This window comes from Pseudomonas sp. Irchel 3E20, assembly GCF_900187645.1.
Taxonomy (GTDB): Bacteria; Pseudomonadota; Gammaproteobacteria; order Pseudomonadales; family Pseudomonadaceae; genus Aquipseudomonas.
This window is the reverse complement of sequence record NZ_FYEE01000009.1, coordinates 1-15,662: the sequence shown is the minus strand read 5'-3', so window position 1 is coordinate 15,662 and position 15,662 is coordinate 1. Positions and strand designations below refer to the sequence as shown.

General features: G+C 66.4%; 2 protein-coding genes. One reads left to right on the top strand and one right to left on the bottom strand.

What is annotated here, in order from left to right; genetic code table 11:
- Window positions 1-123: 123 nt before the first annotated feature.
- A complete protein-coding gene (locus CKW13_RS16745; RefSeq protein WP_095109708.1) occupies window positions 124-12,810 on the top strand; it encodes a filamentous haemagglutinin family protein in 12,687 nt (4,228 codons plus the stop codon).
- Window positions 12,811-12,920: 110 nt separating this feature from the next.
- Here the strand turns inward: CKW13_RS16745 and CKW13_RS24465 are convergent.
- The coding region (locus CKW13_RS24465; RefSeq protein WP_176465126.1) for a DUF1566 domain-containing protein at window positions 12,921-15,662 on the bottom strand (2,742 nt) is incomplete at its 5' end.

Sequence of the window (15,662 nt, the reverse complement as noted above, 5' to 3'; positions counted from 1 at the left end):
ACATTGCATGACAAGAGTTCGGTCGCGCCGCTGCCCAACCGCCTAGGTAGTAACCCCAGCGCGTGCCCGCGGCCCCGCCGTGCGCCCGTCGTTCGCCAGACCCGTGAAAAGGACCTGTAAGTGATGCGTTCCCAGCCCAAACCGACTGCCTCTCCTGTTGCCCACCGCCGTGAAGCTGCCGCGCAGCCGGTGTTGCGGCTCAAGCCGCTGGCCCATGCCATTGCCTTGCTGATGCTCGCGGGCTCGGCCTATGGGGCGCAGCCCCAGGCGTTCAGTTCGGGTTGGTTCGCGGCCAAGGGCGCGGCCAAGGCGGCCGGTGTGGCGCGCCCGGGGGCCGGCTTGCCGGGCACGCCGCCACCGCTGTCCCAGCAGCAACGGGCCAACACCCAGTTGCAGCGTTCCTTGAGCACGCTGAACAACACGGTGGCAGCGATTGCCGCGCAACAGGCGGCGCAAGCGGCCGGGCGGGCGGGGGCCAAGGCGGGGCTGGAGACCATTCACAACGGCTTGGGTGGCAATGGCCTGAATGTGGTCATCGGCGCCGACGGCAAGCCGCTGTTCGTCAATGCCGAGGGGCCGGTGCAGACCGATGCCAATGGCAAGACCCTGGTGACCATCAAACAGACGGCAGACAAGGCCGTGCTCAACTGGGACACCTTCAACATTGGCCGCAACACCACCCTGGAACTGCAACAGCAGGCCGACTGGGCGGCGTTGAACCGGGTCAACAACAGCACCGCGCCCAGCCAGGTGCAGGGCGCGCTCAAGGCCAATGGCACGGTGTTGATCGTCAACAACAACGGCATCGTGTTCAGCGGCAGCAGCCAGGTCAACGTGCGCAACCTGGTGGCCGCCGCCACCGATTTCACTGCCGAGCAGTTCACCCAGCGTGGCCTGTACAGCACCAACACGACCAGCCCCAGTTTCACCCAGGCCGCTGGCAAGGTGTTGGTGGAGCAGGGCGCGCAGATCCAGACCCACGCGCCGGCCACCTCCACGGCCGGCGGTGGCTACGTGCTGTTGCTGGGCAAGGACGTGGAAAACGCCGGTGCCATCAACACGGCGCGGGGCCAGACCACCCTGGCGGCGGGCGACAGTTTCATTATCAAAAAGGGCTACGGCACGGACGGCAACGCCAGCTCCACCACCCGCGGCAATGAAGTCAGCGTCAGCGGCGCCGGCCAGGTGAGCAACAGCGGCAGCATCCAGGCGGCCACCGGCGATATCACCCTGGCCGGGCGCCAGGTGCGGCAAAACGGTGTGCTGCTGTCCAGCTCCTCGGTGGACGCCCGTGGCACCCTGCACCTCAACGCCACAGGCAGCGACGCCAGTGTGAGCCTGGGGGAGGGCAGCACCAGCGCCATCCTGCTGGACAGCAGCAACGCCTTGGACAGCCAGCGCGCGGGGTTGATAACCCCGGTCTTGAACCAGGAAGGCAACGTGGTGTCGGCCGACACCTACCGTCGCGACCAGTCCCTCGTGGAGATCAACAGCGCCGGTACCGTGGACTTTCGTGCAGGTTCCGTGACCCTGGCCACCGGCGGGCAGGTGGCGGTCAAGGCCGGCCAGCGCGCGTTGCTGCGCGACGGCGCGGTGATCGACGTCTCCGGCGCCGTGGGCGTCAAAGTGGCGATGGAGGCCAACAGCGTCAAGGTCAATATCCAGGGCAACGAGCAGCGCGACGCTTCGGTCAACCGCGACAGCAAGCAGCTCAACAGCACCGATGTGTGGGTGGATGTGCGTGAGCTGGTGCGCGTGCCCGCAGGTACTAACGGCTACGCCACCGACCGCTGGTACACCGCCGGTGGCCTGCTGGAAGTGGGCGGCTACCTGGGCACCCGCAACCACAGCGTGGGCGAGTGGATGGCCCAGGGCGGCAGCGTGAATTTCAGCGGCGCCGACGTGGTAACCCAGCAAGGCTCGCAGATCAACCTGTCTGGCGGCACCCTCGATGTGCAGAGCGGCAAACTTAAACAGAGCTGGCTGCGGGCGGCGAACGGGCGCCTGTTCGAGGTGTCCCGCGCCCCTGGCGACATCCTCTACAGCGGCCTCTACAAAGGCTATGAAGACCACAGCCCGCGCTGGGGCGTGACCGATTACTACTACAACCCGCTGATTGCCCCGCGTGAGCGGGCAGAGGCCGGCTACACCGTCGGGCGCGATGCCGGGCGCCTGGTCATCGGCACCACCAACGCGGTGCTCGAAGGCCAGGTCATCGGCGACACCTTCCAGGGGGACCGCCAAGTGCAGGCCGCCCAGGCCGGGCTCGAAGGCTACCGGCAGACGCAGACCGCCGTGGCCCGCGGCGCCGAGTTGGTGGTGGGCAGTTATGTGCCCTGGTACATCAAGGACCGCGGCGCCTTGGAATATGCCCTCGGGGCCAACGCCGGCACGCTCAAGAACGTCGTCTTGGGCCACAGCCCCCAGGCCATCGCCGCCGGCCTCGACCTGGCCAGCGTATTGCCCGAAGAGCGCCGTGGCACCTTGCACCTGGACAGCGACCGGCTCAACGCCATGGGCCTGGGCACGCTCAAGGTCGCGGCCACGGGCGCGATCCAGGTAGACGCCGCCCTGCAGGTGGCGAGCGGCGGGGAAATCACCCTGTATGGCCCGGATATCGAGGTCAACGCCAACCTGACCGCCCATGGCGGGCGCCTGCAACTGGGCAACGTACAGCCCCAGGTCACCACCCTCGGTGACCAAGGCAAGCAGGACTTTACCCTCGGCGGGCGCGGCACCCTGCTGGTGCAGAACGCGGCGCGGCTGGATGCCAGCGGGCTGTGGAGCAACCAAGTGCTCGCCCCGGGCGACATCAGCCGCTTGCCCTACCTCAACGGTGGCAGCGTGGCGCTGCGCAGCAGTGGCGATGTCACGCTGGCGGCGGGCACCTCGGTGGATGTGTCCTCGGGCGCGGGCCTGGGGGTCAAGGGCCAGTTGCTCGGTGGCAAGGGCGGCGACCTGAGCCTGGCCGCCAACGCCAACACTGCAGGCGCCAGCGGCGTCCTGACCCTCGATGGCCAGTTGCAGGGCTACGGCGTGAAGGGGGGCGGGCGCATGAGTGTGCAGGCCGGCGAAGTGCTTATCAGCGACCAGGCCCGCGACCCGGCGTCTACCGCCCTGCACCTGGGCGGTGGCTTTTTCAACAAGGGTTTCTCCGCCTACGACATCACCGGCAACGAGGGCCTGCGGGTGGCCGACGGCACCCAGGTCGAGGTGACGACGCCGGTGTATCGCTTCAAGGAATCGGCCCAGGGCCTGGCCGTAGGTTCGGCGCCAGGGGCGGCGCTGGAGCTGTGGACCCCGCCCCTGGCCCTGGCGGACCCGATCAAGGGCCGGCTCACCCAGCGCCAGGGCGCCAGCCTGAGCTTGCAGGCGGGCACTCTGATCTCCAATGCGGCGCAGATGGCCAGGGTGCAGGCCGAGATCGGCCAGGGTGCGCTGATCCGTGTCGACCCAGGACAGGCCATCAAGGTGCGCAGCATTGGCCAGTTGACGGTGGACGGCACCCTCAGCGCCTGGGGCGGGCAGATCACCCTGGGCGCTATTGCACCGAGTGCCTCGGTGACCGAACCGGTAGAAGCGGTGGGGCATGGCCGCTCCATCTGGATTGGCGAGCATGCGTTGCTGGATGTGGCCGCACGCGCCAGCACGGCGGTGGATGCCCGGGGCCGGCACTATGGCACGGTGGCCAAGGGCGGCAGCATAGTGGTGGGTGGTACCATCGACCCGGCCACCGGCAAGGCCGATGCGGCCAAGCTGTTTGTGGTGGTGCGCGAAGGCGCCCGGCTGGATGCGTCCGGCACCCAGGCGCGGGTGGACCTGGCGGGCGGCGGGCCAACCCTGATGGCCAGCGACGGCGGTAGCATCTCCCTGGCCTCCAGCAATGGCCTGTACCTGGCGGGGGATTTGAAGGCCAGTGCCGGTGGCAGTGGTGCGGCGGGCGGCACCTTGAGCATGGCCCTGGAAACGCCCCTCTATCTGCCCGATGCCGCGCAACGGGTGCGCCAGGCCCGGGAACTGCTGCTGAGCACGACCCAGGCCCCGGCCTTGGCCGGCGCGACGGCGGCGCAGGTGGCCGATACCCTGGTGTACGGCCAAGGGCGGTTGACGGTGGCCCAGGTCGAGCAGGGTGGTTTCGATAACCTCAACCTGCTGAGCAATGGCGCTATCAGCTTCGACGGCGATATGTCCCTGCGCCTGGGCCAGAGCCTGAGCTTGTATGCCAACGTGCTGGCCCTGGGTGAGAACGCGGCGGGCCAGGCCCGTGTCAGCCTAGCGGCGCCACACGTGCGTCTGGCGGGTGTCGGCAATGTTGGAGGGGGGCCGGCGAACGAGATTCGCCCCACGGTCCAGGACACGGTTTCCCAGCAGGCCGCGGCGGGCAACCTGTCGGTGGCGGCTGCTACGCTGCTGGAGGTGCGCGATAGAGTCACCCTCGGTGGCCACGCCGGCCAGCATGAGCACGTGGCGGGTGTGTTCGACCGCCGTGGCTTCGCTCAGACGCAGTGGGTCAGCCAGGGCGATTTGCGCTTTTTGGCCGGCACCAGCAAAACGGCCCTCACTGAACTGACCACCCCGGGCGACCTGCACCTGGCCGCCGCGCAAATCTATCCGGCCACCGGCGCATCTGCGCGGGTGCGGGCAGGCTATCTGGGGCCCAACGTCGATTTCGATGTGCAGCGCACCCTGAGCATTGGCCGTGTCAGCCCCCTTGACCCGGCGCAACCCTATTCGGTGTTCGGCAGCCTGTCGCTGGCGGCGGCCCATATCGAGCAGGGAGGGGTGCTGCGCGCGCCCATGGGCAACCTGACCCTGGGCTTTGATTCAGGCGTGCAGCGGGCGACGCGTTCGGTCAACCTACTGCCCGGCAGCCTGACCTCGGTCAGCGCCGGCGGCCTGACCCTGCCCTATGGCGGCACGCTGGACGGCGTGACCTGGCGCTACAACGGCGAGCAGGTGCAATTGCTCGGCGTGGGCGGCACCGACATCGCCGGCAACCTGAAGGTAGGAACCCGGTTGCTGGGGCAAACCCTGGACGTGCAGCAGGGGGCGGTCCTGGACCTGTCCGGCGGCGGCGCTTTGCTCGGTGCGGCTTTTGTTTCCGGGCGGGGTGGCTCTACCGATGCGCGCTACAACCCCCTGGTGCAGATCAGCGCCGACGGCCATTTCACCCTGCCGGGGCTGGCCACCAACCCGGTGTACGCTATCGTCCCCGGGGTGCAGGCCAACGTGGCGCCCAGCGATGGCGAGCGTGGCGCGAGCCAGCCGCTGGCGGGCCAGCAGATCAGCATCGGCAGCGGCGTGCCGGGCCTGCCGGCGGGCACCTACACCCTGTTGCCGTCCACCTATGCCTTGCTGCCGGGGGCCTTCCGGGTGGAGGTCAATGGCTTGGCCCAGGCCTTGAGCGCCGGCGCGGTACCGGGTGCGGTGGCCCTGCGCAATGGTTCCTGGGCCACGGCTGGGCAACTGTCGATTGCCCATACCGGCATCCGCGACAGCCAGGCCAGCCAGGTGATCGTCACCCCGGCGGCTGTGTTGCGCCGCTATTCCCAGTACAACGAAACCTCCTATGCCGACTTCGTGCGCGCCGACCAGGTGCGGGTCGGCGTGCCCCGTGCCGCGCTTGAGGCCGATGCCAAGAACCTGCGCCTGGAGCTGTCGCGGGGCGTGCAGGCGCAAAACGCCCTGAACTTCGCGGGCGAGGCGCGCTTCAAACCTGCCGAGGGCGGTTTTGGCGCCACCGTTGCCGTCACCGCCAGTCAGGGGTTAGAGATCCTCGCCAGCGGCGCGCCCGTCAGCAGCAACCCGCAAACGGTTTCGTTGTACGCCGACACCCTCAATGCCCTGGGCGCGGCCCGCCTGACCCTGGGCGGCGCGACCACGGTGACGTATGGCCAGGGCGGCAACTTCGTCGACTTTGACCGGGCGCAAAGAGCGTGGTCGGTGGCCCTGCGTGAAGGCGCGACCCTGGTGGCACCGGAGGTGTTCCTGATCGCCAACGCGCCGCTTGGGATGGAGAACGGCGGCATCCACATCGAGCAGGGTGCGTCGATCAATACCCTGGGGCGTGGCAAGGCTGCCTACGACTCCGGCGACGGTTTCATCTACCAACCGGGCGTCAACACGGTGGTGGCTGTCTCCAATGGTCGCTTGCAGATGTTGGCCCCGCTGGCCACCAGCGACCGCGCGCCGGGCAGTATCCTCGTCGGCCAGTGTGCGCTGGCGGCCTGCGGCAATGAAACGCGGCTGTACTCCGAAGGCACGATCGCCTTTGCCACTAACCACACCTTCACCCTCGACGATGCGGTGCGCTACGGCACCCGCCACTTGGCGCTGGCGGTGGGCGCCATCAACGTCGGCACCCCGCAGGCCCTGGCCGCTGCGGCCGAGCGCAACACCTTGCCCCTGGGCCTGACCCTGGACCAGCAGGTGATGGAACGCCTGCTGCGCGGCGACACCTCACGCGGCGCGCCGGCTCTGGAAAGCCTGGGGCTGACCGCCGGGCAATCGCTGAACTTCTTTGGCAGCAGCACCCTGAGTACCCTGGACAGCAACGGCAAGTCGCTGCTGGACAAACTGGTCCTCAGCACCCCGGCGATCTACGGCGCGGGCAATGCTGACGACGTGGCGCTGATCCAGACCGGCAACCTGATCTGGAGCGGGGCACCGAACGCGGCTGCGCCGGTGATCGCCCAGGGGGCCGGAACCGGCAGCGGCACCCTGCAGGTCCAGGCGCGGCGCATCGAGTTCGGCCACGGCCCCGACACCCAGGCCGACAGCCTGGGGGATTACGGGCGCAGCACCCTGGGTTTTGCCAACGTCAACCTCACGGCCAGCGAGCGCATCACCGCCAACCACAAGGGCAGCCTGGCGGTGTACCAGGCCCGTGGCGCCTATGAAGCGGGCAAGGGCTACGCCCACAGCGGCGGCAACCTGACCATCAGCACACCGCTGTTGACCGGCGAAGCGGGTTCGGTGAACCGCATCACCGTGGGCGGCGACCTGCGCGTCAATGGCAACGGCGCGGCCAATGGCGTGGCGGTGCAGGCCTTGGGCGGCGAACTGCTGCTGGCGGCCCGCAGCATCGGGCTGGACACTGCCGTGGTTCTGCCCAGCGGCAAGTTGACCCTCAGCGCTGAACAGGACATCCACCTGGGCGACGCCGCACGGCTGGACCTGGCCGGGCGTACCGTGGGCCTGCTGGACGAGAAACAATATAGCTGGGGCGGCGACGTCACCCTGCAGAGCCGCCACGGCAATATCCGCCAGGGGGCGGGTGCGGTGATCGACCTGTCGGCGCACAACAACCAGGGTGGCCTGCTCAAGGCCGTGGCGGTCGAGGCGGGCGCCGGTGTGATCGATCTGCAGGGCCGCATTCTCGCGGGCAGCAGCGGCTATTACGACGCCGGTGGCACCCTGGTGCCGTACAAGGCCGGGGGGGTGGATATCCGCGGCCAATACCTGGGCGATTTTGTGGCCTTGAACCAGCGCCTGAACGACGGCCAGGTATTTGGTGCGCGCAGCTTTACCCTCAAACAGGGCAACCTGGTGATCGGCAACGAACTCAAGGCCAGCCAGATCAACGTCTCGGTGGACAACGGCAGCCTCACGGTGCTGGGCACCCTCGACGCCAGCGGCGAGCGGGTCGGCAGCATTCGCCTGGCCGGCCAGCATGGCCTGACCCTCGCCGGCAGTGCCTTGCTCGACGCCCATGGCACGCAGTTGCGGGTCGATAGCTACGGCAAGATCATCGACTCGCCGAACCGCGCCATCGTTGAACTCAACAGTGGCCTGGGCACCCTGACCCTGGCCGATGGCGCACGCATCGACCTGCGCCACGGCACTGCGGCGGCCGTGGGCAGCGGCCCCGGCCAACACGACGGCCAGGCCCGTGGCACCCTGGAACTCAACGCCCCGCGGCTGAATGCGGGCGACCCGACCCAGGGCGACATCGCCATCGACGCCAGCGGCCGCTTGGGCATTTTCGGTGCGCGTTCCATTGGCCTCAACGCCGTGGCGCGCTACACCGACGCCCCGGTCGGCCCGGTGCCGGCGGCCAGCGGGCGGCCGTATCAGATGATCGACCAGGCGTACCTCAATGCCAAGCACCTGAGCAGCCAACAGTTCATCGACCACGCACTGGCCAACAACGGGCTGATGCACGGCCAGCTCGCGGGCCTCAACAACGCGGCATACCGCGAGGCCTTCCACCTGCGCCCCGGAGTGCAGATCCTCACCGAAGGCGACCTGGTGGTCAGTGGCGACCTCGACCTCTCCGGCTACCGCTACGCCAGCGTCAACCCCCATACCCAACAGACCTCGGTTTACGGTTCAGGCGAACCGGGCAGCCTGGTGATCCGTGCTGGTGGCAACCTGGATATCTACGGCAGCATCAACGACGGCTTCGCGCCGCCGCCGGCCACCCCGGACGACAAGGGCTGGGTACTCACCCCGGGTATGCAGGGCTTCGGCGCCGACGTTATCGTGCCCGGCCCTGGGGTGGTGTTGGAGGACGGCAGCCTGTTCCCGGCCGGCAAGACCCTCAACTATGCGTTGCCCTTCAAGGCCACCACCCTGGCCTCCGGCACCGTGCTGGCGGTGCAGGGCAGCTTGCAAGCGCCGCTGACCCTGCCGGCCAACACCGTGCTCAGCGCCGCCGTGCGCGACAGCAACGGCCAGGTGCTGTACGCCGCCGGCACCCTGTTGCAGCAACCGCTGGTGCTGGCCACGGGCACCTTGCTCGATGCCGGCACCCTGTTGCCCGGCCCCGCCAGCCTGGGGCCGATGACCTGGCCGGCCGGTGTGCCACTGCCGGGCCGGGCCCAGTTCAGCAACGATGAGCCGGACGGCGTGCGGCTGGCCGGTAGCCTGGCGCTCAAGGTGGGCGCGTTGATCCCGTCCCTGACGGATATCAAACTGCCAGCCGGCGTGCTGTCGGTGCCGCTGCGCAGCGTCACCGGCGCCAGCACCCGCAGCAACTGGGCGGTGGCGACGATGCTGGCCGAAGGCTCGCAATCCTGGTCGCTGCGCCTGGTGTCGGGCGCCGACACCACGGCCGCCGATAGCCGGGCGATCAAACCCACCTATGCCGGCGACCTGACCCTGGCCGATACCCACTACGGCCTGTACGAGGTGTACGAGAAAACCATCATCCCGGGTAAACCGGCCAAGCCGGGCGGTGCCCTGTATTGGACGGACCTGGGGGCCGAGTTCGGTTATGTATCCGGCACCCCGGTGTCCGAGGACGACGAGGGCGTGTGCACGGACATGCCGGGCGCCTGCGTTACGACGACCTATGTGTGGGGCGATTCGGGAGCGCAGTTCGGCTACACGCCCGGCACCCCGGCGGTCTCCGGCCCAGACGAGGACATGTGCCTGGAGCAGGGCGACTGCGTGGTGGTCGGCCTGCCCACCCCTGAAGTGCCTGAGCAGGTGATTATCGGTGCGCTCAAACGGGTCAACCCGATTACCCAGCATTTCAGTGTGCTGCGCACCGGCACCGGCGACCTCGACCTGGTGGCGGCCGGCAACGTGGCGATGCAATCGCTGTACGGCATCTACACGGCCGGGGTGTCCAGTGCCTCGCGCGCCGGCAGCGCGGCGCCGGCCTTCGACCGCCCGCGCAGCAACGCCAGCGACGGCACCCTCCTGGGCAGTGCGGGCAAGGCCTATGAAGGCCTGGTCAATGAAAACCCCAACAGCCTGTATGCGGCCTGGTACCCCGACCAGGGCGGTAACGTGCTGCTGCGGGCCGGTGGCAGCCTCAGTGGCGACATCCTCAGCCCGAACACCGGCGTGGTGCCGTATATCGGCGATGGGCGCACCCAACTGGACAGTGCCAACCTGGGCAACTGGCTATGGCGCCAGGGCAGCGGGCACACCCAGGGCGTGGACGAAACCCCCACCAGTTGGTGGATCAACTTTGGCACCTATATCAAGGGATCCGGCGGCGGCAACACGGCCTACCCACTCCTTGAAAGAAGCGAGATCGAGGCAATGCCGCGGCTGGTGGGCTTCACTGGTGTCGGCACCCTGGGCGGCGGCAACCTGACCCTGGACCTGGGCAGCGATGCGGGCATGCTTGCTCGTCGCGGTGACAGCCGCGGCTTGAAAGCACCGCGCAGCGCCGGTTTGGCGCTGGCGGTGGGCAGCACCGGGCGCGTGACCCCGGGCGGCGAGCTGCTGCTCACCGGCGGCGGTGACCTGGACGTGCGCATGGGCGGCGACCTCAACCCGGACCTCAAGGCCCGTGCGGCCTTGCCAGGGACCGACGTATCCGGCGCTCCTGGCGATTACACACAACAGCTCCTGAGCCTCAACGGTGTGCTGAGCAACCTGCGCGGCGCCCTCAACCTGCAAGCGGGCAGCCTGGGTGGTATCGCCCTCAGTTATGGCCGTTTTGAGGGGCAGCATGACGACAAAGAGAGCCGCGCCTATTCGCCGTACACCGCGACCCGGGGCGCCGCCACCGGCGGTGTGACCCTGATGCTGGGGGACGCCACGGCGAACCTCTCCACCCGTGGCGACCTGGTGCTGGCGGGGGCCGGCGATCCGGGGCGGATCAAGACCGAACATGCCTCGGCCTACCGCTACAACGGCCAGGCGTATGGCGAGGGGCAGAGCTGGTTCTCCCTGTGGACCGAACACACCGCCATCAACCTGTTCTCGGCCGGCGGCAGCATGACCCCCAGCGTGCAGAGCGGTGCCGTAGTACGTGGCTCTACGTTGACACCTGAGGGTAGCAAAAACCACTCCACCACGGACGGGCGCTTCCTGTTTCCCTCGAAATTGAGTGCGGTAGCCGCCAGTGGCAGCATCTTCCTTGGGACTTCGGCCCTGGGCGCCAACGGTGCCTTTAACAACTCTGCCTATTCCCTGTTGCTGGCACCGTCCAACAGCGGGCGCCTGGCTTTGCTGGCGGGTAACTCGATCTATGCCGGCGGTTATGCCGTCAGCCAGTCGGGTGCCAGCCTGGATACCCTGCCAACGCCGTTTGCCCCGGCCTTTGTCGGCTGGAATGGCCTTGAGCAGGTGGTCAATAACCTGAGCCGCGAATCAGTGCCCGCCAACAAGATCGAGTTCTCCCTGTTCGCCTTCGGTGCCAACACCGCCAGCGCGCGGGCCGCGTTCTCGGCTACACCGGCGCGGTTCTACGCCGCCACGGGTGACATCGTCGGCCTGCGCAGCGGTGAACTACTGAACTTCACCATCGGCGACCGCATTGGCCAGACCCGCTATGAGGGTGCCGGCCCGGTGTGGATGAAGGCCGGGCGCGACATCGTCGGCTCGGGTACGGCGCTTAATATGCCGACCCAGATGCCAACGAAAATCGCTGCTACCACGAGCAATATCTCGGGTTCGGGTACCAGCAGTGGCAACCTCTTCGTGCATGGCAACGCCAGCGATATCTCGGTGGTTTCGGCGGGGCGTGACATCCGCTACAGCAGCTTCAACATCGCCGGCCCTGGCACCCTGGAACTCCAGGCCGGACGCAATATCCTGATGGAAGACCGCGCCTCGGTGACCAGCCTGGGGGCGGTGGTGCCGGGGGATACGCGGCAGGGGGCGAGCATTGTGATGGAGGCCGGTGTCGGCGCCGGGGGGCTGGATTACCTCAAGTTCGTGCGGCCTTACCTGGACCCGGCCAGCCGCGCCCACAGCGACCAGGCCCTGGCCAGCCAACCGGGCAAAGTGGCCAAGACTTACGAGGCCGAACTGCTGGCCTGGCTGCAGGCGCGCTTTGCCTACGCCGGCACAGCGCAGGAGGCCCCGACCTACTTCGCCAGCCTGGCGCCGGAGCAGCAGCGGGTGTTTGCCCGTGATGTGTACTTCGCCGAACTGCGGGCCGGTGGGCGCGAGTACAACGACGTGGACGGGCCGCGTTTTGGCAGCTTCCTGCGCAGCCGCAACGCTATCGCCAGCCTGTTGCCCAAGACCGACGTGGCGGGCAACCCGATTGTCTACGACGGCGACATCACCCTGTATGGCGGCGCCGGGATCCACACCCTGTTCGGCGGCGACATCCACCTGCTCACCCCGGGCGGGCAGCAGGTGTTCGGTGTCGAAGGGGAGGCGCCACCGTCCACCTCGGGGGTCATCACCCAGGGCGCCGGCAATATCGGGCTGTATGCCCAGGGCAGCATCCTGCTGGGCCAGAGCCGCATCATGACCACCTTCGGCGGCGATATCTTCGGCTGGTCGGACCAGGGCGACATCAACGCCGGGCGTGGCTCGAAAACCACGGTGGTCTACACGCCGCCCAAGCGGGTCTACGACCAATGGGGCAACGTCGCCCTGGCGCCGAGCGTGCCCAGTTCCGGCGCGGGCATCGCCACCCTGGCCCCGATTGCCGAAGTACCGGCGGGGGACATCGACCTGCTGGCACCCCTGGGCACCATCGATGCGGGCGAGGCGGGGATCCGGGTGTCGGGCAACATCAACCTCTATGCCCTGCAAGTGGTCAACGCGGCGAACATCCAAGTGCAGGGCAAGGCTTCCGGCATGCCGGTGGTGGCGGCCGTGAACACCGGGGCCATCACCTCGGCCAGTTCCGCCGCCACCTCGGCCACCCAGGCCGCCGAAGACGTGGCACGCCAGCAAAAGGCCGCGGCGCGGCAGAACCTGCCCTCGGTGGTGACCGTCAAGGTGCTGGGCTACGGCCAGGAACCCTTGGCCGCCCCCCGTGAAGGCGCCAGCCGTGCCCCGGCCTACAACCGGCAAAGCCCGGTGCAAGTGCTTGGCGCAGGCCCCTTGAGCGACCAGGCGCAGTTGCAATTGACTGAGGAGGAACGAGGCAACCTGACCCTGTAGAAGCGAGCTTTCCCGCCTCTACAGGTGGGGTTGCGGCGGATGCTGTAGCGCGAGCGGTGGCCGGAATGGATTTATGAAGGGCTAAATCCATTCCGGTGCTTTTACATGGCCTAGAACACCACTAGGCAAAGAAAGCTGGTGTTGTGTTCTGTGGTATATGCTTCGTTACCGTCACGAAAGTGTTTGCCCCAGTACTGCGGTAACAGGCCTCCGGCTTTGTCCGTTGACCAGAAGTAGCTGTGGGCTTGCCCTGGCCAATTACCTCTGTACGTATCGTAGATCGCCCTTAGTTCATTCATATTGGGCAGCCGGCCGCCCCGGTTACTTGCCATGCTTGCGCACGTTTTATAGCTGCCTCCGTAGAACGTATCTTGGAAGAACCTGACGTTGGAAACCGAGACGGAGTAGTACACTTGCTTGTGTTCCGAGTCCTGCACGGTAATGGTGGTTGAACCGTTGTTGCGTATGACCACGACGCCGTTGTTATCCACGACAGCGCAAGCCGTATTGCTCGAGGTATAGACGTAGGGTGGTAACCCTCCAGTGGCCTGGCGCTGGAATTGGTCGGCACCATTGCTGGGCCTTACTTCATGGGTTTTATCTTTCCACAGATACAAGGTCTGGTTGCGAATGACCGTCGAAGTATCAATGTTCAGCGCCGGTCTTGCCGTCAGTGTGTAGTTGGTCGATTGAAACAACACAGCCTGTGCTTCACTGGTACTGCCATCAAACGTCACCTTGCAACTTATGGTGACCTGGCTGTTATTGTTCAACCCCTGCAGCCAAGTGCGCAGCACATCTTTGTTTGCCACACCACTGTTCGCCTCGCTCGCACTGATGGAATAGGCGCTAAGTACCACCAAGTTAGACGCACCCGGGCTTGTACAGCTCATCCATACCCGTTGCCCGGTATTGCTCAATGACCATTTGGCGACAGCCGCCTTGGCGTTGCCGGTGAAGGTGCTCAGGTCCAGATTTGCGTTGTGGGGAAGGTTATTGATGAGCGGCCTTGGCAGGCTGGTCTGGGGGATCGGTGTCACGGTCACGGTCACCATCCCAGAGGGTTTCATGCCCCCACTGCGGGTCACTTCGTACTTGAGGGTAAAGGTACGGTTGGCATTGCCGATGTTGGCGGCAATGGCGCTGGCGGGGATATCGAACTCGACGGTCTTGTCGGTTTCGCCCGGTTTAGGGGCGATGGTCGGGCTTCCTGCGCCGGATGTACCCACCATGATGAGGCGGATGCTGTCGCCGGTGTTCATGTCGGGGTAGGTCACCTGCACCTTGGCCCCGCTTACGCCTTGCAGCGGCGCATAGGTGACATTGGCGCCTGACCCCGTGGCGTTCAGCAATACCGGCAGCGGCAGGTCCAGGACCGCCTTTACGGTGTAGGTCTTGACTGGGAAGACAATCGCCCGGCCGACCGTGTTGTTGGTCGTCAAGGATGCTTTGAGGTGAATTTCCAGGGTGGAGTTGTCCCTCAGGCTGGCGAAGAACGGTGAGTACGCTGCTGGTTGATCGAAGTACCCGATGCTGATCCAGCTGGGGTTGGTCTGCGCGCCCCCGCCATTCCATAGAGTCAGGCTGGCGGCCGTACCATCGGTCTTCGTGCCTTTGAGTTCCAGCCACACCGGGCAACCGGTGGTGATAAACGGCCACACGCCAATGCGCACGGTGGCCCCTCCTGTGATGGTCGAGAGATCGAGAATATTGCCGTTGGTGTTGTTGATTTGGATGAGAGTTTTGACCAGTTCGTCGGCGGGAATCGGTGTTACGGTCACGGTCACCATCTCAGAGGGTTTTATCTCCCCACTGCGGGTCACTTCGTACTTGAGGGTAAAGGTACGGTTGGCATTGCCGATGTTGGCGGCAATGGCTCTGGCGGGGATATTGAATTCGACGGTCTTGTCGGTTTCGCCTGGTTTAGGGGCGATGGTCGGGCTTCCCGCGCCGGATGTACCCACCATGATGAGGCGGATGCTGTCGCTGGTGTTCATGTCGGGGTAGGTGACACGCACCTTGGCGCCGTTGGTACCCAACAGCGCAGCGTAGGTGACATTGGCGCCTGACCCCGTGGCTTGCACCAGCACCGGCCGCGGTAAGCTCAGAGCCGCTTTTACGGTGTAGGTCTTGACCGGGAAGACAATCGCCTCTGTCACCGTGTTGTTTGTCGTCAAGGATGCCTTGAAGTGAATCTCCAAGGTGGAGCCATCCTTGAGGCTGGCGAAGAACGGGGAAGAATGTGTCTCCTGGTAATGGCCGGCGCTGATCCAAGTGGGGTTGGTCTGCGCGCTCCCGCCATTCCATAGAGTCAGGCTGGCGGCCGTACCATCGGTCTTCGTGCCTTTGAGTTCCAGCCACACCGGGCAAGCCGTGGTGATGAACGGCCACACACCAATGCGCACGGTGGCCCCTTTTGTGATGGTCGAGAGTTCGAGAATATTGCCGCTGGCTTGGTTGATTTGGATGAGAGTTTTGAACAGTTCGTCGGTGGGAATCGGTGTTACGGTCACGGTCACCATCTCAGAGGGTTTTATCTCCCCACTGCGGGTCACTTCGTACGTGAGGGTAAAGGTACGGTTGGCATTGCCGATGTTGGCGGCGATGGCGCTGGCGGGGATATCGAACTCGACGGTCTTGTCGGTTTCGCCTGGTTTAGGGGCGATGGTCGGGCTTCCCGCGCCGGGTGTGCCGGCCATGACGAGGCGGATGCTGTCGCTGGTGCTCATGTCCGGGTAGCTCACCCGCACCTTGGCCCCGTTTACGCCTTGCAGTGGCGCATAGGTGACGTTGGCGCCGGTGCCGGTGGCGTTGATGAGTACCGGCAGTGGCAAGTCCAGGGCCTGGGTGAC

Bases quoted from the DNA above. Each gene is read 5' to 3' on its own strand.
- CKW13_RS16745 (WP_095109708.1), top strand. From the start codon at position 124: ATGCGTTCCCAGCCCAAACCGACTGCCTCTCCTGTTGCCCACCGCCGT.